The organism is Streptacidiphilus sp. PAMC 29251 (assembly GCF_054208735.2).
On sequence record NZ_CM135725.2, the window covers coordinates 1,765,346 to 1,786,788 of the forward strand.

A 21,443-nucleotide genomic window follows, 5' to 3' on the forward strand; every position below is an offset into this window, starting at 1 on the left:
GACCTCGCGGCAATGCTAAGTGAGCGCTTAGTCAGCTCGGTCAAAGTCGACCGACCGCGGTCAATGGAGGAAACACATGGGCTTCGCCACGCTGGACGACCTGCGGGCGGCGGTCGGCTCCGAACTCGGTGTCAGCGACTGGATCCGGATCGACCAGCACCAGGTGGACCAGTTCGCCTCGGCGACCGGTGACCACCAGTGGATCCACACCGACCCCGAGCGCGCCGCCAAGGGCCCCTTCGGCACCACCATCGCCCACGGCTTCCTGACCCTCTCCCTGCTGCCGGTCATCGGTGAGGGGCTGTGCGAGGTCGCCGGGGTGCGGATGGGGGTCAACTACGGCACCAACAAGGTGCGCTTCCCCGCCCCGGTGCCGGTCGGCTCCCGGGTGCGCGGCCGGGTCGTCCTGCTGGAGGTCGGCGACGTCCCCGGCGGAGTGCAGATCGTCACCAAGGTGACGATCGAGCGCGAGGGCGGGGACAAGCCGGTCTGTGTGGCCGAGTCGGTGTCCCGGATGTACTTCTGATGATCACTGGACTGCTGGTCGACTGGGGCGGGGTACTGACCACCGATGTCTTCGCGGCCTTCGCCGCCTTCGGCGAGCGCGAGGGGATCGCCCCTGACACCGTCGCCCAACTGTTCCGCAGCGACCCGACCGCCCGCGAGCTGCTGATCGGCCTGGAAACGGGCGTGCTGCCCGAGGCCGAGTTCGAGCAGGGCTTCGGACAGCTGCTGGGCGTGGAGCCGACCGGTCTGATCGAGCGGCTGCTCGGCTCGGTCCAGCCCGACCCGCGGATGTGCGCGGCGGTCGCGGCGGCGCGCAGCCAGGGCCTGGCCACCGGCCTGGTCTCCAACTCCTGGGGCCTGTCCGGCTATCCGGCGGATCTGCTGGCCGAGCTGTTCCACGGGGTGGTGATCTCCGGCGCGGTCGGCGTGCGCAAACCGGCCCCGGAGATCTACGAGCTGGGCGCCCGCTCGCTGGGGCTGCGCCCGGAGCAGTGCGTCTTCGTCGACGACCTGCGCGGCAACCTCGCTCCCGCACGTGACCTCGGGATGGCCACCGTGCACCATGTCAGCACGGACCGCACGCTCGCCGAGCTCGCGGACCTGCTCACCATCGACCTCCAGGGCCCAGCGACGCAGGGACGGCAGTCATGAGCTTCAATCTGGCGACCATGCTGCGGGAGTCCGCCACCGCGCACCCCGACAAGGCCTGCCTCCGGGCCGGCGACCAGAGCACCAGCTACGCCGAGCTGGACCGGGGCTCCGGCCTGGTCGCCGCCAACCTGCGGGCGGCCGGGCTGGTCCGCGGCGACAAAGTGGCAGTCCAGCTGCCCAACATCCCGGAGTTCCTGCTGGCGTACTTCGGCATCCTCAAGGCGGGGCTGGTGATGGTCCCGCTCAACCCGCTGCTCAAGGCCGCCGAGATCACGCACCAGCTGCTGGACTCCCAGGCCCGGCTGCTGATCACCTTCGACGCCTGCGCACCCGAGGCGAGGAAGGCCGCGGCCGGGATCGAGGACCTGTCGCTGTGCCTGGTCGGCCGGTCGGACCCGGTCGAGGGCGAGTCGGCGTTCGCGAGCCTCTGCGCCGACCTCCCCGGCGCGGACACCCGCGACATCCTCGCCACCAACGCGGACGACACCGCCGTGATCATCTACACCAGCGGCACCACCGGCCGGCCCAAGGGGGCCGAGCTGACCCACTTCCAGCTCTTCATGAACTGCACCACCGCAGGCGCGGCGTTCGGCGTGCAGCCGGACGACGTCAGCCTGGCGGTGCTCCCGTTCTTCCATGTCTACGGGCTGTCCAGCGTGGTCAACCTCGGGGTCCGCTACGGCGGGACGCTGTCGGTCGTGCCGCGCTTCGACATCGGCCTGGTGCTCGACGCGATGCACGACCACGGCGTGAGCGTCTTCGTCGGTGTGCCGACCATGTTCCACGCCCTGCTCCAGGCGGACAGCTCCGGGCGGGACCTGTCCCGGCTCCGGGTCGCCTGCTCGGGCGGCGCGGCCATGCCGGAGGCCCTGATGACGGCCTTCGAAGCACGCTTCGGGGTGGCCGTGCTGGAGGGCTACGGCCTGTCCGAGACCGCCAGCACCGCCACCATGAACCCCAGCCCCGAAGAACGCCGGGTGCTGTCCATCGGCAAGCCGATCTGGGGCGTCGAGGCCAGGATCGTGGACCCGAGGGACGTGAACTCCCGCCCGGCGCCGAGCACATCGGCGAGGTGCTGCTGCGCGGACACAATGTGATGAAGGGCTACTACCGCAATCCGGAGGCCACCGCCGAGGCGCTCCGCGACGGCTGGCTGCACACCGGCGACCTGGCCTACCAGGACCAGGACGGCTTCCTGTTCATCGTCGACCGAGTGAAGGACCTGGTCATCCGCGGCGGCTACAACGTCTACCCGCGGGAGGTGGAGGAGGTCCTCTACACCCACCCCGCGATCGCCGAGGCGGCGGTGATCGGACGGCCGGACGAGCGGCTCGGCGAGGAGGTGGTGGCCGTGGTGTCGCTGCGGCCCGGGGCCGCGGCCGACGCCGAGGAGATCATCGGCTACTGCCGGGAGCGGCTGGCCGGCTACAAGTGCCCGCGCGAGGTGCGGATCCTCCCCGAACTGCCCAAGAACGCCACCGGGAAGCTGCTCAAGCGGGAGCTGCGGCTGGGCTGACAAGTGCTCTGGTCATCACGGTGCCGACAGCGGTTCGCTGCCGACCATGCGCAGCGCCAGATCCGCGTAGAGCCGGCCGAGCCGGTCCTCCGGGAGCCGGGCCGGGGTGTGGTACCAGCGCGCCACGTCGACCGAGAGGGAGAGCAGCGCCAGGGTGGTCGTGGTCACATCGGGCACGTCGAACACGCCCTGGCGCACCCCGTCCTCCAGGATCCGGCGGACCAGGCCGTCGATCTCCCGGCGCAGCAGCAGCACCGCGGCGTGGTGCTCGGCGGACAGCGAGTGCAGCTCGTACTCGATCACCCGGGTGGTGGTGTGGTGCCGGGCGTGCCAGGTGGTCAGGTCGCGCATCACCGCGTGCAGCCGGCCGACCGGCTCCTGGGCGGTGGCGGACACCGCCCGGATCAGCCGGAGCGTGTGCTGATGCCCGATCAGGGTGATCTGGTGCAGCAGCTCCTCCTTGGAGCGGTAGTGCACATACACGCCCGCCGGGCTCATCCCCGCGCCCGAGGCGATGTCCCTGGTCGTGGTCGCGTGGAAGCCGCGCGCCGCGAAGGCGTCGACCGCGGCGATCAGCAGCCGGCGCGCGGTGTCCGGCTGGACCTCCCGCCAGGCCTCCTGGAGGTCCGCGGAGAAGACCTCGGCGAGCAGGACGGTGGCCTCGGCGGGTTCGGGGGTCACGTGCACGGCCTTCCGGTCGGTCGATAGCGAGCGTTGACAGCACACTCCCACATCAGCATTCTAAGCGGGTGCTTAGTCCGTTGTAGAGGCAGAGTCGCAGGAGAAGGAGTCCACGTGAAGGCATGGCAGGTGCGGACGCACGGCGAGCCCGGTTCGGCGCTGGAGCTGGTGGACATCGCCACGCCACAGCCCGGGCCCGGGCAGGTCCGGCTCAGAGTGCGGGCGGCGGCGTTGAACTTCCCTGACGTGCTGCTGTGCCGGGGCACCTACCAGATCCGGCCCGAGCTGCCGTTCACCCCCGGGGTCGAGCTGTGCGGCGAGGTGGACGAACTGGGCGAGGGCGTGACCGGCCTCACCGTCGGCGACCGGGTGATCGGCAACCCGGCCCTGCCGCACGGTTCGCTCGCGGAGTTCGCGCTGGCCGAGGCGACGGATCTGTTCCCGGCCCCCGAGTCGCTGGACGACGCCCAGGCCTCCGCCCTGCACATCGCCTACCAGACCGGATGGTTCGGCCTGCACCGCAGGGCCCGGCTGCAGCCGGGCGAGACGCTGCTGGTGCACGCCGCGGCCGGCGGGGTCGGCAGTGCGGCCATCCAGCTGGGCCGGGCCGCCGGGGCCCGGGTGCTCGCGGTGGTCGGCGGCGCCGCCAAGGCCGAGGTCGCGCGGCAGCTCGGGGCCGAGGTGGTCATCGACCGAACCGACGCCGACACCGACATCGTCCGCGCGGTCAAGGAGGCGACCGGCGGACGCGGCGCGGACGTGGTCTTCGACCCGGTCGGCGGCGACGCCTACACGGCCTCGGCCAAGTGCGTGGCCTTCGAGGGGCGGATCCTGGTGGTCGGCTTCGCCGGCGGCACGGTGCCGACCCCGGCCCTGAACCACGCCCTGGTGAAGAACTACTCGATCGTCGGGCTGCACTGGGGCCTCTACAAGCAGTACGCACCCGCCGAGATCACGGCCGCACACGCGGAGCTGGGCAAACTCGCCGCGACCGGCGCGATCGCCCCGCTGATCGGCGGCCGCCTCTCCCTCGACCAGGCCCCCGAAGGCCTCACCCGGCTGGGCGCCGGCGACAGCGTGGGCCGGCTGGTGGTCCTGCCGTAAAGAGGGGGGCGTGCCCTGCGGAACCTCGGGTAGGCGCGGGTTGAGCAGCAAAGACCCGAGAGCGAAGGAGCCCCGCATGAGCACCGAGGACAAGGCCAAGAACACTGCCGACAAGCTCAAGGGCAAGGTCAAGGAGGCGGCAGGCAAGGCCGTGGGCAACGAGCGGCTGCAGGCCGAGGGCAAGGCCGACCAGGTCAAGGGCGACGCCAAGCAGGCCGCCGAAAAGGCCAAGGACGCCTTCAAGGACTGATTCCCCGCATGGGAAGCACAACGGCCGATGGCCCCTCAGTTTCCTGAGGGGCCATCGGCGGTTTTATCGCGTGACGTTCACAGCCTGACTGGGTCAGCCGATGCGGCCGGCGAAGTCCGGGGCCCAGTCGCTGATGGTGTCGGTCTTGACGCCGGCGCTGGGGTTGGCGGCCTCGACGTAGCCGCCGTTACCGGTGTAGATGGCGACGTGGTAGGCGCCGGCGGCAGTGCCGTCGCTGGACCAGAACAGCAGGTCGCCGGGCTGGAGCGAGTCCAGCGAGACCCGGGTGCTGGCCGCGGCCTGGTCCTCGCTGGTGCGCGGGATCGAGATCCCGGCCTTGGCCAGCGCGGCCTGGGTCAGACCGGAGCAGTCCCAGACCGAGGGGCCGGTGCCGCCGTAGACGTAGGGCTTGCCGACCTGGGCCTCGGCGAAGGCGATGGCCGCGCTCATGCTGCCCGAAGCGGTGCTGTCGGAAGCCGAGGAGGCGCTGCTGTCGGAGCTGGTCGCCGAGGTGCTGGCCGAGCTGCTGTCCGAGGAGCTGGACTGGCCGCCGGCAGCGGCCTCCACCTTGGCGTCGAACGAGGAGTCGTCCGTGGAGGTCGAGGCGCTGGAGTCGGTGGCGCTGGACGACGAGTCGTTGGACGGGGTGGAGCTGGGCGTCGTGGCCGCCCCGCCCAGCTTGATCTGCTCACCGGGGTAGATGACGTCCGGGCCCTCGGTGAGGGTGCCCCGGTTGAGGGCGTAGAGACGCTGCCATCCGCCGGAGACGTTCTCCTTCTGGGCGATGGTGGAGAGCCAGTCGCCGGCGACCACGGTGTAGGTGCCCGCGGTCGAGGAGGAGGACGAGGTGGAGGTCGACGCCGCGTTCGCGGCAGCCTTCACCTTGTTGGCGAACGCGGAGTCGTCCGAGCTCGAGCTGGAGGTCGAGCTGGGGGTGGAGGCCGAGCTGGAGTCCGAGGAGCTGCTGGAGGAGCCCGAGGAGGAGGTGTCGACGTTGGCGGGAGCGCCGCCGGCGGTCAGACCGGCCTGGGGGCCGCAGACCGGCCAGGCGCCGGGGCCCTGGGAGGCGAGCACCTTCTCGGCGACGGCGATCTGCTGGCTCTTGGTGGCCTGGTCGGCGCTGGACGCGTACTGGGTGCCGCCGTAGGCCGCCCAGGTGTCGGCGGAGAACTGCAGGCCGCCGTAGTAGCCGTTGCCGGTGTTGATGGCCCAGTTGCCGGTGCTCTCGCAGTTGGCGACGGCGTCCCAGGTGCTGACGGTCGCGGCCGAGGCGCTGGTGGCGCTCACGAGCGGGATGGCGAGCCCGACACCGGTCAGTCCGGCCGAGGCGATCAGACGCTGGGTACGGCTACGGCGGGACTTGACGGCGCGGTGGCGCCCGTTGGTGGACAGCATGGAACAGCGTTCCTCTCCCACGCCTGCGAGGTGAGCTGTCGGATTCGGGCTGGAGTTGCCCGGCCGTGCGCTGCACGGCTTCACCCCTAGCTGTGATGACAGACGCTCAGAGAAGAGCGCCGATCACAGCGGCAAACCTGGTTCCCCCGCTCCTGCCGTGGTGCGGTGTGTGGGTCTTCGACGTCTCCGGCGGCAGGACTCGGCGTTCCGGATTTGTCTGTTCCGCTTAAGTGCGGCGAGCAGAAACATACGCACACCGGGCAGCAAACTACAACTGAGTATGACGTCCGTCACGTTTAACACTGCGGCGCGGCACCCGGGGGTATGGGTGCCGCGCCGCAGCGGGTGTTGCTCGACTGCTCTGGGACTAGCCGATGGTGAGGGTCTGGCCGGGGTAGATGGTGTCGGCGTCGGCGCCGATCACGCTCTGGTTGGCGCTGTACAGGGACTGCCAGTCGGTGCCGTGGGCGGCGGCGATGGAGCCCAGGGTGTCGCCGGACTGGACGGTGTAGCTGCCGGCGCCGGTGGCCGCGGGGGCGCTCTCGGTGCTGGTGCTGGTGTCGGTGCTGGGGGTGCTCGTCGCGGCCGGGGCGGTGTCGTCGCTGGTGGCGGCCGGGGTGCTGGTGGCCGGGGTCGTGGTGTCGACGGTGGCGGGGGTGCCGCCGGCGGTGAGGCCGGCCTCGGGGCCGCAGACGGGCCAGGCGCCGGGGCCCTGGGCGGCCAGGACGTTCTCGGCGACGGCGATCTGCTGGCCCTGGCTGGCCTGGTCCGCGGAGGCGGCGTAGGCGGTGCCGCCGAAGGCGGCCCAGGTGGAGGGGGTGAACTGCAGGCCGCCGTAGAAGCCGTTGCCGGTGTTGGCGGACCAGTTGTTGGTGCTCTCGCAGCTGGCGACCTTGTCCCAGGTGGAGGAGTCCGCGGCCGAGGCGCCGGTCGCGCTGACCAGGCCGACCACCGGGACGGCGGCGACCACGCCGACGGCCAGGGCCGCCCGCAGGCGGTTCTTCCTGGTGGTGGCGGTGGCAGCGGTGGTGGCGGTGGCGTGACGGAAGTTCATGGAGTCCTTTCGACAGGTCCCGGGGTCAGCACGGCGTCGGCGTCGGCGCGCAGGAGGCGCGCTACAGGTACGCCGCGACGTGACAGGAGGACGGCCGGTGGCCGTCCCCGGGGCCCGCTGCTGACCGCCTACCGGACAGGTGGAGGCGGAGACATCAAGCGAAAGCGGGCGAACCCGGGAGGTGCTCAGTGCACGTCTTCGACCGTAGGCAACAAACCCCCGGACATCAACGATCCCAGCAAAGTCCCAGATCAGAGCACTGTTACCGGCGGTATTAAGCCTGTATTCAGGCCCCTGCTGGCACCGAACCACCCCGCCAGAGGTGATCTTTGTGGTCTAGACCACGCTCCAGTCGAGTGAGCTGCCACACACAGTCCACGCACAGTCAGTACTCATCAGCCGCCGGTCACTGATGATCTTCGTTTTCATTCAATCGAAGGACGGCGATGTGACCTGGGCCGCAATGAAGGGGCCGATCACCGTATGGGTGCGTCCGGTTGCCGAGTGTAGTGAGCAAGGTGACCGTGGGACTGTCCCACTCAGTTCCGAAGTAAGGGTTTTTCCATGCGTATCGTTCGCATTCGCACCACGCTCGCCTGTGCTGTCCTGGCCTCGACGGTGATCACGGGTGCTGTTGTGCCCAGCGCGTCCGCCACTCCGGTGGACCACGGCACGTCCGTGCAGCCGCAGGCAGCACTGCCCGCGGCCCCCGATCCGGCCGCGACCCTGGGCGCGCTCGGTGCGCTGGGCGGCGTGACCGAGGCCGTGTCGAGCCTCGTGTCGAGCGCCACCGCCACCGCGCCGGCTCCGTCGCCGGCCGACCTGCAGGCCAAGCTCGCCACCCTGACCAGCGCGGGCAAGGTCCTCACCACCGCGCTGCCGGCCGCGCCGGCCGTTCCGGCGGCGCCGTCCAAGGTCCTGGCGAAGGCTCCGGTCAAGGCTCCAGTGAAGGCCCCGGTGAAGTCGGCTCCGATCCACGGCCTGCCGATTCCCGCGCCGCCGCTGCCCGTTCCGGTGCCGGTGCCGCCGGTGTCCGCCCCGGTGCCGCCGCTGCCCGTACCCGTGCCCGTCCCGGCGAGTGTTCCGGACGCGCTGGCCACGCTGCAGAAGGACGCCGCCGCGCTGGTCGCCGCGGTACAGGCGACGGATGTCGCCGCGGTCACCGCCGCACTGACCGCTCTGGTCACCGACACCCTGGCCGTGGTCACGGCCACGGTCGCGGCGGTCGGTGTCGGCCTCCCGGCCTGACAGCAGTAACAGCAGTGCCCCGGAAGCGTTCTGCCTCCGGGGCACTGCTGTTGCTCCGTGCTACGGGTTCACAGTGATCGTGAACGTCGAGGTGGTGTTCTGGATGTTGACGAAGTTGTTGCTCTCGGTGAGGTGGTTGAACACGGCGGTACCGACCGCCGGGCCCTGTCCGGACTCGGGCTGCTGGTTGGCCCAGATGCCGTAGCCGGACTTGGCGTTGTAGGCGTCACCGCTCTGCTGCGCGCCGGTGATGGACACATTGGTGAAGATGGTGTCGGTCACCGGGTTGAGCGGAGTGCTGCCCGAGTAGTCCGTCTGGAACATGATGCCGGAGTACGTCGGGTCGGTGATGTCCACGTTGTTGACCCTGATCCCCTGGAACGGCTGGGTCGCGGAGAAGACCCAGATCGCCGGGAAGACCTGCCCGCCCCAGAAGTGCCCGCCGTCGCGTACCAGCGAGGCGTTCTGGATGGTCGTCGGCTGGGTGCCGAAGCCCTGGAAGGGGTAGCCGAAGTTCAGCGAGCTGATGGTGATGCCCGCATAGGTGAGCGTGTCGGCCACGTACAGGTTCTGCAGGGTGTTGTTCTCGCCGCCGTAGACGGCGATGCCTGCCGCCCGCCACGGGGTGACCGCGGTCAGGTTCTGGAAGGTGTTCCCGGACAGGTCCGCACTGTTGTGGTCGGTGGCGGCGAACAGCGCGAAGCTGTCGTCACCGGTCGACCGCGCCTCGTCATTGCTGACCAGGTTGTTCTGGCTGCCGTTGGTGAGGTTGATGCCGTCGGCGAAGGTGTCGCGGATGCGCATGTTGGTGGCGGTCAGGCCACTGACGTGGGTGCCCCAGATCCCGACCACCGTGTGCTCGATCCACACGTTGTCGACCGTCAGGTTGGTGACGTCGGTGAGGTCGAAGACCTTGCCGGGGCCGTCGATGCGGGAGGTGTAGTTCCCGAAGAAGGCGAACCCGGAGAGCGTGGATCCGCTCGCACTGGTCTGGACCGAGAAGCCGGCGTCGGAGTTGGCCTGGGTCTGGTCGGTGCTGAACTGGGTGTACCAGGGTCCGGCGCCGATGACCTTGATGGCCTTCTGGCCGATCTGGAACTTGCCGGTGGTCTGGTACTGCCCGGCGGGCAGGTAGACGCCGGTGTAGGTGCTGGAGTTGGCGACAGTGGTCAGGGCGTTCTGCACGTCCTGCTGCGCGAAGCCGGCCGGCACCAGGTACTTGGTCGGGTCCGGGTTGGCGATCGGCGCGACCTGCTCGGTGTTGATGTAGTCGATCGCGTACTGCGAGGTGTTGGCCGCGTCCTTCTGCAGCCGGATCACACTGTTCGCCGGCACCGGGGTGTTCAGGACGATGTGGGCCTCGTCGTAGATGTGACGCGGCCCGGCGGCGGACGGGTCGTTGCCGGGGCCGGTCTCGGCGCCGTAGAGCCAGGCGTACTTGGAGTTCAGGGTGATGGTCTGGGCGAAGGTGCCGTTGACGTAGACGTCCAGGGTGGCCGTGGTGCCGCCACCGCCCGGAGCGTCCGGGATGGAGAAGCGGGTGACCAGGGTGTTGGTCGGGTCAGTGGTGTTCCACTGGACATACGCGCCGGTGGAGTTCAGCGTGACCGCCTTGCGGCCGGAGGCCTCACCGGCCAGGTCGCCGATGGTGCGGTTCGGCCCGACGACCGCTGCGCCGCCGCCGATCATGCCGTCCTCGGCCTCGTAGGCGTCGTAGGGCATGTTCGCCCCGCGACCGACGAAGAAGGAGGTGTCGGAGGTGTTGTTGCCCTGCTTGACGGGCAGTTCGTTGGCGTCCACGGCGATCTGCGTGTGCAGGGTGTACTTGCCGTTGACGGCGGTCCAGGAACCGAGAGCGACCGGGCTGCTGGAGGCACCAGCAGCCAGGCTGCCGGAGTAGCTGCCGGTCAGGGTCTTGACCACGCTGTTGTTGCTGTCGAGCAGGGTCAGCGTGATGGCGTGCGCACCGGAAGCGGTGGCGACTGTGCCCTGGTTCTTCAGCGTGACAGCGAAGTTCACGGCGTTGCCGGCCGCAGGGGTGCTGGGGCTGGAGGTGACCGCGCCGGCGACCAGGTCGGAACTCTGGACCGGGGCGACCACCAGGTTGGTGGGGTTGGTGTAGGTGTTGTTGGCGTCGTTGGTTTCGACGACGGTGTTGGCCTCGTCGACCTTGGCGGTCAGCGCGTAGCTGCCCGCCGTCTGGGTGCCGATGCTGGCGCTGACGGTGCTGGTGGCGCCGGCGGCGAGGGAGGCCACGGCGGCCGTGCCGACCTTGGTGGTGCCCAGGTAGAAGTTGACGTTGGTGGCGCCGGCCGCGGCGGTGCCGGTGTTCTTGACGGTGGCCGAGGTGGTGATCGCGTCGGTCTCGACCGGGGCGGTCGGGGTCCAGGAGGAGGCGGTGACGGTCAGGTCGGGGTTGGGGGCGGGGATGCCGATGACCTGGAACTCGGCGGCCTGGCCGCCGGGGGCCCCGGTGTTGCTGGTGATCGACAGCTCCACGTCGGACACCCGCGCGGTCACCGGGATGGTGACGGTGTTGCCGGTGGCCGGGTTGAAGGTGTAGGCCTGCGCGGCCGAGATGCTGGTGAAGCCGGTCGCGCTCTGCTCACGGCCCAGCACCTGGATGGTCTGGGTACGGGTGCCCCAGGAGGCGTCCGGGTTCAGCTTGACCACCACCGAGGAGACATCCGCGTTGGCGCCCAGCTGCACGGTGAGCTGCGAGGGGTAGGAAGCCCCCTCGAAGTAGGTCGAGGTGCTGTCGTCGTTGGCGTTGGTGGCGACGAAGGTGAAGGTGGCCGGAGTGCCGGTGATCGTCTTGCCGATCGCCAGGTTCGTCCCCGTGCCCCCGCCGGAGCCGGTGCGGGTGACGGTGTTGCTCGCGGCGGACTGGTTCCCGGCCGCGTCATGCGCCTTGACGTAGTACGAGACGGTGGCCGTGTCCGGCTGCGAGTCGGTGTACGTCAGCGCGGTCACCGTGGTGGCCAGGGCGCCGTTGCGGTAGACGTCGTAGCCGGTCACGCCGGTGTCGTCGGTCGAGGCGGTCCAGGTCAGCTTGATCTGGCCGGACGCCGGCGAGGTGTAGGCCAGGTTGCCCGGAGCCGTCGGCGGCGTGGTGTCCACCGGGGCGCTGCCGGTACGGGTGACCGTGTTGCTGTTTCCCGACTGGTTCCCGACCAGGTCGTGGGCGCGCACGTAGTAGGAGACCGTGGCGGTGTCCGGCTGGGCGTCGGTGTAGGTCAGCCCGGTGACGGTGGTGGCGAGCACCCCGTTGCGGTAGACGTCGTACCCGGTCACCCCGACATTGTCCGTGGACGCGTTCCAGGTCAGCTTGATCTGACCGGAGGCGGGCGAGGTGTACGCAAGACCAGTGGGAGCAGTCGGCGGAGTGGTGTCACCGGCTGTGGGCCCGTAGACCTCGAACTCGGAGATCTGGCCGGCCGGCCAGCCGGTGTTCGCGGTGATCAGCAGTCGCACATAACGCGTCGTCACCGTCGGCACGGCGATGGTCACCGTGTTGCCGGTGGACGGGTTGAAGGTGTAGGCCGCCGAAGCAACCAGGGAGGAGAAGTTGCTGTTGTCCGAGCTGCCCTGAACCGTCAGGGTCTCGCTCCTGGTGGCCCAGGCGGTCGGCGCGGGGAGCTTCAGCACCACCTGGTTGACGCTGACCGAGGCGCCGAGGTCGACCTGCACCCACTGCGGGAAGGCGTTGTTGGCACTCTCCCAGTAGCTCGACTGGTCGCCGTCGTTGACGTTGCTCGCGCTGTACGACTGAGTACTGCTGCTGGAGCTGGCGGTCTTACCGAGGGCCAGGTTGGTGCCCGCCGCCGAGGCCGATGCCATGTTCAGCACCGGCACCATGGCGACCAGCATCCCGACCAGCACCAGGACGACTGTCCTGAGCCTCGATGACCTTTCACTACTTCGCATGCTCATCCTCTGCTTGCGTGGCATTTCTGCGGTACGACGGGTGGGTAGTACGAACGCAGGCGCGCGCACAGGGGGTGGGCGAGCGACCGTGCGAGGGCGGAGTGCACTAAGCATCGCTAATTGCAGGTAACAGCTTGCGTGTTAGCACATGGCTGCGAGAAATTTGCAACTAGCGATCAGGAAGTTACAGAGCCTCTAAGGTGACGTCAATGGATCTCACAGCGCGGGTTCGCAGCGGATCGCCACCGCGCTCTGCAAGTAACTTGCGTAAGTCGCAAACTTGCTGACGTTACGTCTCATTTTTGCACTGCACCATAGACTTAATGAAACGTAGCCCCTACTCTCACTTCACCTGGCGGAAACCTCACTGTCACGCGACGGAAGCCTCCGCAGGCAGCACCATCCCCACCCGCTGCCCCAAAGGATGTGGATCAGCCATGCAGACGCCCCTGAGACGTCCGCACCTCTCCCGCGGCATCGCGCTGCTCACCACGGCCGCGCTCGCCGGCGCAGGCCTGGTGACCGGCGTGATCGCCACTGCCGCCCCCGCCCATGCGGCAGGTGTCGCCGCACTGTCCCCGCTGGCCGTCAACGGCCGTGGTGCGACAGTGCCGTTCATCGAACAGGAGGCCGAGTACGCGGCCACCAACGGCACCGTGATCGGCCCCGACCGGCTCTACGGGCACCTCGCCTCGGAGGCCTCGGGCCGACAGGCGGTCACCCTCAGCGCGACCGGGCAGTACGTCGAGTTCACCCTGACCGCACCGGCCAACTCGATCGACTTCCGGTACAGCATCCCGGACTCGGCGGACGGCAAGGGGCGCGACGCCTCGATCGACCTGCTGGCCAACGGCAGCAAGCTGAAGAGCGTGCCGGTGACCTCCAAGTACGGCTGGTACTACGGGGGTTACCCGTTCAACAACAACCCCGGCGACACCAACCCGCACCACTTCTTCGACGAGACCCGAACCATGTTCGGCTCGACGCTCCCGATCGGGACGAAGATCCGACTGCAGGTCTCCTCGACCGCGCAGTCCCCCACCTTCACCATCGACCTGGCGGACTTCGAGAACGTCGCACCGCCGATCGCCAAGCCCGCCGGGGCCATTGACGCGGTGGCCGACTACGGCGCGGACCCCACCGGAGCCACCGACTCCACCGCCGACATCCAGGCCGCCGTCAACGCGGGCCAGGCGCAGGGCCGTACCGTCTACCTCCCGCAGGGCAACTACACCCTCTACGACCATGTGGTCGTGGACGGGGTGACCCTGGCCGGCGCCGGACCCTGGTACACCGTGCTGGGCGGCCGTGACCCGGTCAACCGCAGCCACGCGGCCGGCATCTACGGCAAGTACGTGACCGGCGGCGGCTACGGCGGCGCGATCCGGCCGCAGGAGGCCGGCGGCCCCAGCAAGAACGTGGTGCTGAAGGACTTCGCCATCATCGGCGACGTCCAGGAGCGGGTGGACGACGACCAGGTCAACGCCATCGGCGGGGCCATGTCCAACTCCGTGCTGGACGACCTGTGGATCCAGCACACCAAGGTCGGCGCCTGGATGGACGGCCCGATGGACAACTTCAAGATCGAGAACAGCCGGATCCTGGACCAGACCGCCGACGGCGTCAACTTCCACACCGGCGTCACCAACTCGACCGTCACCAACACCTTTCTGCGCAACACCGGTGACGACGGCCTGGCCTCCTGGCCGGAGCGGCTGCCCAATGTGGGCGACAGCTTCACCCACGACACCATGGTGCTGCCGATCCTGGCGAACAACATCGTCACGTACGGCGGCAAGGACTTCACCATCTCCGACAATGTGATGGCGGACACCATCACCAACGGCGGCGGCCTGCACATCGCCAACCGCTATCCCGGGGTCACCGCGGGCAACGGCACCTCCGTCTCCGGAACCATCACCGCGGCCAGAAACACCCTGATCCGCACCGGCAACAATGACTTCAACTGGCAGTTCGGCGTCGGCGCGATCTGGTTCGACGGCTTGAACGGGCCGATCACCGGCGCCACCATCAATGTCACCGACACCGACATCCTGGACAGCTCCTACGAGGCGGTCCAGGCCATCGACGGCCCGGTCAGCGGCATCAACTTCACCAATGTGAACATCGACGGGGCCGGCACCTACGCCATCCAGGCCCAGGTCGCGGCGAACATGACCTTCACCAACGTCAAGGCCAAGAACATCGCCCAGGCGGCCACCCCGATCCACAACTGCGTCGGCTCCAGCTTTGTGATCGCCGACGGCGGCGGGAACTCCGGCTGGAACGTCGGAACCACCTGCACCGGCGTCTGGCCGGACCCGGTCTGGACCTACGGCGGCGTGCCGACCAACGGCGGTGGCGGCACCCCCACACCGACCCCGACGCCCACCCCGACCCCGACCCCGACCCCGACCCCCACTCCCACGCCCACCCCGACTCCGACGCCGACGCCGACCCCCACGCCGACCCCGACCCCCACGCCGACGCCGTCCTGCCCCTCGGGCACCGGCAACCTCGCCTCGGGCCGGACCGCCAACGCCTCCAGCAGCACCCAGAACTACGGCGCGGGCAATGCCGTCGACGGTGACGCCAGCAGCTACTGGGAGAGCGCCAACAACGCCTTCCCGCAGTGGATCCAGACCGACCTGGCTTGCGCCACCAGCGTCAACAAGGTGGTCCTGAAGCTGCCGCCGGCCACCGCGTGGAACGCCCGTACCGAGACCGTCTCGGTCCAGGGCTCCACCGACGGCAGCAACTACAGCGCGATCAGCGCGCCGGCCGGCTACGGCTTCGACCCGGCCACCGGCAACACCGCCACCATCACCTTCCCGGCGACCACCGCCCGCTTCCTGCGGCTCACCTTCACTGGCAACACGGCGTGGCCCGCCGCGCAGCTGTCCGACTTCCAGATCTTCGGCAGCGGCGCGACCAGCACCCCGACGCCGACCCCGACCCCGACCCCCACTCCCACACCGACGCCGACGCCCACGCCGACCCCCACGCCGACCTGCAACGCCGGCAGTGGGAACCTCGCTCAGGGCAAGTCGGCCACGGCGTCCAGCAGCACCCAGAACTACGGTCCCGGCAACGCCGTCGACGGCGACGCCAACAGCTACTGGGAGAGCAACAACAACGCCTTCCCGCAGTGGATCCAGACCGACCTGGGTTGCGCCACCAGCGTCGCCCGGATCGTGCTGAAGCTGCCCCCGCCCACCGCCTGGGCAGCCCGTAGTCAGACCCTCTCGGTCCAGGGCTCGACCGACGGCTCAAGCTGGACCACACTCAAGGCATCCGCCGCCTACACCTTCGACCCCGCCACCGGGAACACCGTCACCCTCACCTTCCCGGCCGCGAGCACCCGCTACCTGCGGCTGAACTTCACCGCCAACACCGGCTGGCCGGCCGGCCAGCTCTCCGAGTTCCAGGCCTTCGCGGCCTGATCCGGCCCCACCCGGGAACCGCGCCCCGACCGTCATCGACGGTCGGGGCGCGTTGGTTTTCTGTGAGAATCTGATGGGATCTGATCGAATCAGGTTCCCCGTTCGACGGTACTGGAACGTAAAGTGCTATTTACAGGGCGCGGACAGGGCGCGGTCAGGACGCGATCGGGAGGAGTTCCGGCGATGCTCGAACTGTTCCCTAAGCCCCCGGGGGCGGCTGCGGACGGCCTCCAGCAGCATTCCCGGCCGGACGAGACCGTCGGCGCCCCGCCCGGGGAGTCGGTCCTGGAGCTCGCCGTGGCCCTGCAGCGCAGCCTGCTCCCCCGGCTCCCCCCGCAACTGCCCGGCGTGGAGCTGGCCTACCGCTACCTGCCGAGCAACGACGTGATCCAGGTCGGCGGGGACTGGTTCGACGCCCTGGTGCTGCCGGGCAAGCGGATCGGTCTGGTGGTCGGCGACGTGATGGGCCACGGCGTCACCTCGGCGGTGATGATGGGCCAGCTCCGCACCGCCGTGCAGACCCTCGCCATGCTCGGCCTGCCGCCGCACGAGCTGCTGCGGCACCTGGACGAGGCGGCCCGGCGGCTCTCCGACACCCACCTCGCGACCTGCCTCTATGCCGTCTACGACCCGGTGACCGGGCGCTGCACCCTGGCCAACGCCGGCCATCTGCCGCCGGTGCTGGCCCGTCCCGGCGAGCCCGGGCGGCTGCTGCGGATCCCCACCGGGGTGCCGATCGGGGTCGGCGGCCATGCCTTCGACTCGGTGGAGTTCCAGATCGCGGACGGCGAGACCATGGCGCTCTACACCGACGGCCTGGTCGAGACCCCCGGGCGCGACATCGACGTGGGCCTCGACATCCTCCGCGCCGCCCTGCCGGTCCAGCAGGTGCCGCTGGACCAGGCCTGCAGCACCGTGGTCGACGCGCTGGGCAGCACCCGGCGCGAGGACGACGCCGCGCTGCTGATGGCCAGGTTCCACGGGATCCCGGCCGGCCATGTCGCCTCCTGGGCACTGGAGCCGGTGCCGCGCGCCGCGGGGCAGGCCCGGCGGCTGCTGCGGCGCACCCTGGGCGGCTGGGGCCTGGACCACCTCTCCCCCGTCGCCGAGCAGCTGGTGAGCGAGCTGATCAGCAACAGCGTCCGGTTCGCCTCCCGTCCAATCGGGCTGCGGCTGCTCTACACCGACACGCTGACCTGCGAGGTGCACGACGACTCGCACACCCTTCCGATACCGCGGACCGCACACCAGCTGAGCGAATCCGGACGCGGTCTCTCGATCATCAGTACGCTTGCGCAGCGCTGGGGAACCAACCGCACCGACTCCGGGAAGCTCGTCTGGTTCGAGCTCGATCCCGAGGAGAGGACGACATGACCGACCAGACGTGGATCCCCGAGGGCGTGGACCCGGAGCGGCCCAGCATCGCCCGGATCTACGACTTCTACCTCGGCGGGAACCACAACCTGCCCGCCGACCGGGCGGCCGCGGCCGAGGTCGTCGAGGTCATGCCGGAGCTCCCCGAGATCATGCGGATCAACCGGGCCTTCCTCCAGCGCTGTGTGCGGCACCTGGTCGGCCTGGGCATCGGCAACTTCCTGGACCTGGGCTCGGGCATACCGACGGTCGGCAATGTGCACGAGATCGCCCAGGCCGTCGATCCCACCTCCCGGGTGGTCTATGTCGACAGCGACCCGGTGGCCGTCGCGCACAGCCGGGAGATCCTGGCCGGGAACGACCGCGCGATGGTCGTCTCCGGCGACCTCCGCGACGCCAAGGCGGTGCTCGGCGACCCCGAGGTCAACCGGCTGCTGCTGCTCGGCCTGGGCGAGCCGCTCGCCGTGCTGATGAGCGCCGTGCTGCACTTCGTCCCCGACGACGACGAGGCCGCCGCGCTGGTCGCCGACTACCGCGAGGCGATGCCCTCGGGGAGCTACCTGGCGCTGTCCCACGCGAGCCACCGCCAGGAGGCCGAGTCGGCCGCGCGGGTCGGCAAGGCCGCCGAGCAGTACTCCCGCACGGTGGCGCCGATGAAGCTGCGCTCCCTGGACGACGTGGCCCGGCTGCTCCAGGGCTTCGAGCTGGTCGAACCCGGCATCGTCTACTGCACCGAGTGGCGTCCCGACCCCGAGGACGGGCCGGCCGCCCCGGTGCACCTGCCGCAGATCTGCGCCCTGGCCCGCAAGCCGTAGGGCTAGGGGGCGTCGGAACCGACCGCGCCGATCTTCTGGTAGAGCGTGGTGGCCTGCTCCAGATCGGCCCGGGCCGCCCCGTGGTCGCCCAGCTCGGCCGCGCAGCGGGCGGCTCCCTCCAGCGCCCTGGCCTCGTCCAGCGGGCTGCGGACCTCGCGGGCGAGCCGCAGGGCCTGCCGGTAGAGGGGCAGCGCCTCGCGCGGTCCGGTGGTCTCGGCGGTGAGCGCGGCCGTGCTGATCAGGACCTCGGCCTCGGCCTGCGGGTCGCCGAGGTCCTGGAGCAGCGCCAGGGACCGCGCCAGCAGCTCGGCCGCTGCCGCGGGGTCGCCGCTGCTGTGCCGCACCCGGCCCAGCTCGTGCCGGGTGTTGGCCTCGCCGTGGCGGTGGCCCAGGTCCTGGAAGATGGCCAGCGCCCGCTCGTGCAGCTCGGCCGCCGCGGCGAGGTCCCCGGTGGCGTGCCGCACCCGGCCCAGCTCCTGGCGGGCGTAGGCCTCGTTGAGGCGGTGCCCCAGGTCCTGGTAGATCGCCAGGGCCTGTTCGTGCAGTCCGGCCGCCGCCGCGAGGTCCCCCGTCGCGTAGCGGACCCGGCCGAGGTCCCACAGGGTGTTGGCGTGGCCGTGCCGGTTGCCGAGGTCCTGGAAGATCACCCGGGCCTGCTCCAGCAGCGCGGCCGCGCCCGGGAAGTCCCCGGCCAGGCGCCGCAGCCGGCCCAGCTCGCACAGGGCGTTGCCGGCGCCCAGGGGTTCGCCGAGGTCCTGGAAGATCACCAGCGCCCGTTCGAACAGCTGGGTCACCGCCGGGTAGTCGCCGGTCAGATAGCGGACCCGGCCCAGCTCGGACAGGGCGTTGGCCTCGCCCAGCCGCTCCCCCAGCTGCTGATGGACCGTCAGGGCCTGCTGGTACAGCTCGGCGGCGGCGGGGATGTCCCCGGTCATGAAGCGGACCCGCCCCAGCTCGTTCAGGGCATTGGCCTCGCCCAGCCGCTCGCCGAGGCCCTGAAAGGCCGTCAGCGCCTGCTGGAACAGCTCGCCCGCGCCGGGGTAGTCCCCGGTCAGGTAGCTCACCCGGCCCAGCTCGTGCAGGGCGTTGGCCTCGCCCACCGGGTCCGCGTGGTCGCGGGCCGCGTCGGCCGCGGCCCGGTGCAGGGCGGCGGCCTGCGGCCAGGGGCCCTCCTGCTGCAGGAAGGAGGCCAGCGCGGCGGCGAGGGCGGTCAGCCGCGATGGACCGGTGCGGGCGGCGGCGAGCAGGGTCTCGCGTTCGGCCCGCATCCAGGCCATGGCGCCGGCCCGGTCCCGCAGCTCGGGGTCGACCGTGGGTGCGACGCCGTCCGCGGGACGGTCAGCGGGTGGCCGGGTGTGCCGGGCGAGTCTGCGGTCGGCGGCGTCGGCGGTGTGCTGGTAGTGGTCAAGCAGCCGCTCCAGCGCGGCCCTGCTGTCCCCGCTGTCCCCGCTGTCCGCGCCCAGGGACCCGGCGTAGAGGCGGACCAGGTCGTGGAAGCGGTAGCGGCCGGGGGTGTGCTGGGAGAGCAGGTTGTGGTCGAGCAGTGATTCCAGCAGGAACTCGGCGCTGCGGTGGTCGGTGCCGAGCAGGTTGGCGGCGGCGTACGCCTCGAAGTCGGCGCCCGGGACCTGCCCGAGCAGCCGGAACAGCAGCTGCTCGGCGGTGGGCAGCGCGTGGTAGGAGGTCTCGAAGACGGCGGTGAGGTTGCGGTCCTCGTCCTGGAACCGGTCCAGCCGGCCGTGCTCGTCCCGCAGCTGCTGGACCAGGTCCTCGATCCGCAGCGTCCGCCGGTGGCGCAGCCGGGCGCCGATGATCCGGATCGCCAGCGGCATGTGTCCGCACAGGGCGATCAGTTCGCCGGTCGCGGGATGGTCCATCGGGATCCGGCCGGGGCCCGCGGCCATGTGCAGCAGCGCGACCGCCTCGCAGTCGGGCAGCAGGTCGAGCGCCAGGCTGTGGGCGTCGTCCAGGCCGGTGAGGCGTTTGCGGCTGGTGACCACGACCAGGCAGCCGGGGGTGGCCGGCAGCAGCGGGCGGACCTGGGCGGTGTTGGCCGCGTTGTCCAGGACGATCAGGGTGCGGGTGGCGGCGAGCCGGTCCCGGTAGAAGGCGGCGCGCTGGCCCAGGTCGGCGGGGATCAGCTTGGGCGGCACGCCGAGCGAGCGCAGCAGCCGGTCCAGGGCCTCGCCCGCGGTGAGCGGCTCCAGGCCGGGGGTGTGCCCCTGCAGGTCGATGAACAGCTGCCCGTCGGGGAAGTTCGCGCGCAGCAGATGGGCGGCGTGCACCGCGAGCGCGGACTTCCCGACGCCGGCCATCCCGTCGATCGCGGAGATCACCACCATGCCGGCGCCGCTGCCGGCCGGGGCCCGCTCGGCGAGCGCGAGCAGGGTGCCGAGCTCCCGGCTGCGGCCGGTGAACGCCCGGGTGTCGGACGGCAGCTGGTAGCGGAGGCCGGCGGCGGTCACGGAGTCGGTCACGGGTGCGGCGGTCATGGACAGCGGGGCGGAGCCGGCCAGCAGGGCGGGGTCCGCTCCCAGGATCCGGCGGTGCAGCTCCTGCAGCGACGCGGTGGGTTCCACCCCGAGGCCGTCGACCAGGGTGCGGCGCAGCGCCCGGAACACGTCCAGGGCCTCGGCCTGTCGCTCGGCCCGGTACAGGGCGAGCATCAGCTGGCCGTGCAGCGCCTCGCGCAGCGGGTGCGCGTCGGCCAGGGCCCGGATCTCGGCGACCAGTTCGCGGTGCCGTCCCAGGCCGAGGTCCGCCTCGATCCGTCCCTCCAGCGCCAGCAGCCTGGTCTCCCGCAGCCGCTGGGTCTCGACCAGGACGTCCGGGGCCGGCGGCAGGTCGGCGTAGGGCTCGCCGCGCCACAGGGCCAGCGCCCCGGCCAGCACCCGCGCGGCGGTGGCGTGGTCGCCGGCGTCCAGCGCCAGCCGGCCCTGCCCGCAGCGCCCGGTGAAGACCTCGGTGTCCAGCTCGCCCTCGTTGACCTCGATCAGATAGCCCGGGGCGACCGTCCGCACCCGCGCGCGCCCGGGCCGGAGCCCAGCTGCCGGCGCAGCCGCAGCACATGGTTGCGCAGCGACTGGGCCGCGGCCGCCGGCGGGTGCTGCTCCCACACGGCGTCGGTCAGCAGCTCGGTCGGGACCACCTGGTTGGCGTTCAGGAGCAGCGCCGCCAGGATCGTCCGCGGCATCCCGGCCCGCAGGGCCACCGGCTCCGCCTCGCCGTCACCGACGGTCAACGGTCCGATCAGGGCAAACCGCACCACGCCGCTCCCCTCCGTCGCATCTGCCGCATCTGCCGCAGAAGGCATGTGACGCCGATGTTATCCGGGTGCGAACACCGTGCGCGAAGATGATCCACGTCCCGCCCACCGGCCCCGGGAAGATGGAGCACGGGGGCTTCGAGCTCCCCGGGCGCCGGGGTGGCGGGCATCGAGCACGGTGTCGGCCCTGCCTGCGGCGGCGCGCAGGGCCGG

Annotated in this window: 16 protein-coding genes and 1 riboswitch; of the genes, 10 read left to right on the top strand and 6 right to left on the bottom strand. The window is 70.7% G+C overall.

The genetic code is table 11. The features are described from left to right. The first annotated feature begins 76 nt into the window (after window positions 1–76). From ACXKR8_RS08420 to ACXKR8_RS08435, 4 genes are read left to right on the top strand one after another with little or no spacing between them, the layout of a single operon-like run. Window positions 77–526 (top strand): MaoC family dehydratase, encoded by a 450-nt coding sequence (locus ACXKR8_RS08420; protein ID WP_458272268.1) that lies wholly within the window; start codon window positions 77–79, stop codon window positions 524–526. Further along, the gene (locus ACXKR8_RS08425; protein WP_458272269.1) at window positions 526–1,158 is read left to right on the top strand and encodes an HAD family hydrolase; all 633 of its coding nucleotides are present in this window, start codon (window positions 526–528) and stop codon (window positions 1,156–1,158) included. The genes ACXKR8_RS08420 and ACXKR8_RS08425 overlap by 1 nt, the downstream gene beginning before the upstream one ends. Beyond that, complete coding sequence (locus ACXKR8_RS08430) at window positions 1,155–2,255, top strand: AMP-binding protein (protein ID WP_462100407.1); 1,101 nt, start codon at window positions 1,155–1,157, stop codon at window positions 2,253–2,255. The genes ACXKR8_RS08425 and ACXKR8_RS08430 overlap by 4 nt, the downstream gene beginning before the upstream one ends. Further along, window positions 2,231–2,674 (top strand): AMP-binding enzyme, encoded by a 444-nt coding sequence (locus tag ACXKR8_RS08435; RefSeq protein ID WP_462100408.1) that lies wholly within the window; start codon window positions 2,231–2,233, stop codon window positions 2,672–2,674. Before ACXKR8_RS08430 ends, ACXKR8_RS08435 begins: the two co-directional genes overlap by 25 nt. 15 nt (window positions 2,675–2,689) lie before the next feature. On the opposite strand, the gene ACXKR8_RS08440 is transcribed toward ACXKR8_RS08435, so the two are convergent. After that, window positions 2,690–3,355, bottom strand: a complete 666-nt coding sequence (locus tag ACXKR8_RS08440; RefSeq protein WP_458272271.1) for a TetR/AcrR family transcriptional regulator — start codon at window positions 3,353–3,355, stop codon at window positions 2,690–2,692. Between the two features lie 114 nt (window positions 3,356–3,469). Here ACXKR8_RS08440 and ACXKR8_RS08445 point away from each other — a divergent pair, with 114 nt between their 5' ends. Next, window positions 3,470–4,459: an NADPH:quinone oxidoreductase family protein gene (locus tag ACXKR8_RS08445; RefSeq protein ID WP_458272272.1), complete on the top strand. Its 990-nt coding sequence runs from the start codon at window positions 3,470–3,472 to the stop codon at window positions 4,457–4,459. Window positions 4,460–4,535: 76 nt separating this feature from the next. Next, on the top strand, window positions 4,536–4,709 hold the full coding sequence (locus tag ACXKR8_RS08450; RefSeq protein WP_458272273.1) for a CsbD family protein: 174 nt from the start codon (window positions 4,536–4,538) through the stop codon (window positions 4,707–4,709). Between the two features lie 93 nt (window positions 4,710–4,802). Here ACXKR8_RS08450 and ACXKR8_RS08455 read toward each other — a convergent pair whose 3' ends face one another. Together ACXKR8_RS08455 and ACXKR8_RS08460 are read right to left on the bottom strand one after the other, a co-directional pair. Further along, window positions 4,803–6,104 (bottom strand): transglycosylase family protein, encoded by a 1,302-nt coding sequence (locus ACXKR8_RS08455; protein WP_458272274.1) that lies wholly within the window; start codon window positions 6,102–6,104, stop codon window positions 4,803–4,805. Window positions 6,105–6,109: 5 nt separating this feature from the next. Continuing rightward, window positions 6,110–6,282: riboswitch (cyclic di-AMP (ydaO/yuaA leader) on the bottom strand. 189 nt (window positions 6,283–6,471) lie between these two features. Then, window positions 6,472–7,158 (bottom strand): transglycosylase family protein, encoded by a 687-nt coding sequence (locus tag ACXKR8_RS08460; protein ID WP_458272275.1) that lies wholly within the window; start codon window positions 7,156–7,158, stop codon window positions 6,472–6,474. A 564-nt stretch (window positions 7,159–7,722) separates the two neighbouring features. Between ACXKR8_RS08460 and ACXKR8_RS08465 the strand changes: the two genes are divergently transcribed. After that, entirely contained in the window at window positions 7,723–8,406 is a 684-nt protein-coding gene (locus ACXKR8_RS08465; RefSeq protein WP_458272276.1) for a hypothetical protein, read from the top strand. A 60-nt stretch (window positions 8,407–8,466) separates the two neighbouring features. Here ACXKR8_RS08465 and ACXKR8_RS08470 read toward each other — a convergent pair whose 3' ends face one another. Beyond that, the gene (locus ACXKR8_RS08470) at window positions 8,467–12,333 is read right to left on the bottom strand and encodes a CARDB domain-containing protein (protein ID WP_458272277.1); all 3,867 of its coding nucleotides are present in this window, start codon (window positions 12,331–12,333) and stop codon (window positions 8,467–8,469) included. A gap of 437 nt (window positions 12,334–12,770) precedes the next feature. Here ACXKR8_RS08470 and ACXKR8_RS08475 point away from each other — a divergent pair, with 437 nt between their 5' ends. The 3 genes from ACXKR8_RS08475 to ACXKR8_RS08485 all read left to right on the top strand — a co-directional run bounded on the left by ACXKR8_RS08475 (window position 12,771) and on the right by ACXKR8_RS08485 (window position 17,965). Continuing rightward, window positions 12,771–15,776 (top strand): discoidin domain-containing protein, encoded by a 3,006-nt coding sequence (locus tag ACXKR8_RS08475; protein ID WP_458272278.1) that lies wholly within the window; start codon window positions 12,771–12,773, stop codon window positions 15,774–15,776. A gap of 183 nt (window positions 15,777–15,959) precedes the next feature. After that, entirely contained in the window at window positions 15,960–17,150 is a 1,191-nt protein-coding gene (locus ACXKR8_RS08480) for an ATP-binding SpoIIE family protein phosphatase (RefSeq protein ID WP_458272279.1), read from the top strand. After that, window positions 17,147–17,965 (top strand): SAM-dependent methyltransferase, encoded by an 819-nt coding sequence (locus ACXKR8_RS08485; protein ID WP_458272280.1) that lies wholly within the window; start codon window positions 17,147–17,149, stop codon window positions 17,963–17,965. The genes ACXKR8_RS08480 and ACXKR8_RS08485 overlap by 4 nt, the downstream gene beginning before the upstream one ends. A gap of 2 nt (window positions 17,966–17,967) precedes the next feature. Here the strand turns inward: ACXKR8_RS08485 and ACXKR8_RS08490 are convergent, their stop codons facing one another. Next, complete coding sequence (locus tag ACXKR8_RS08490; protein WP_462100409.1) at window positions 17,968–20,985, bottom strand: tetratricopeptide repeat protein; 3,018 nt, start codon at window positions 20,983–20,985, stop codon at window positions 17,968–17,970. Beyond that, a complete protein-coding gene (locus ACXKR8_RS08495; protein WP_462100410.1) occupies window positions 20,958–21,233 on the bottom strand; it encodes an AfsR/SARP family transcriptional regulator in 276 nt (91 codons plus the stop codon). The genes ACXKR8_RS08490 and ACXKR8_RS08495 overlap by 28 nt, the downstream gene beginning before the upstream one ends. Between the last annotated feature and the right edge of the window lie 210 nt (window positions 21,234–21,443).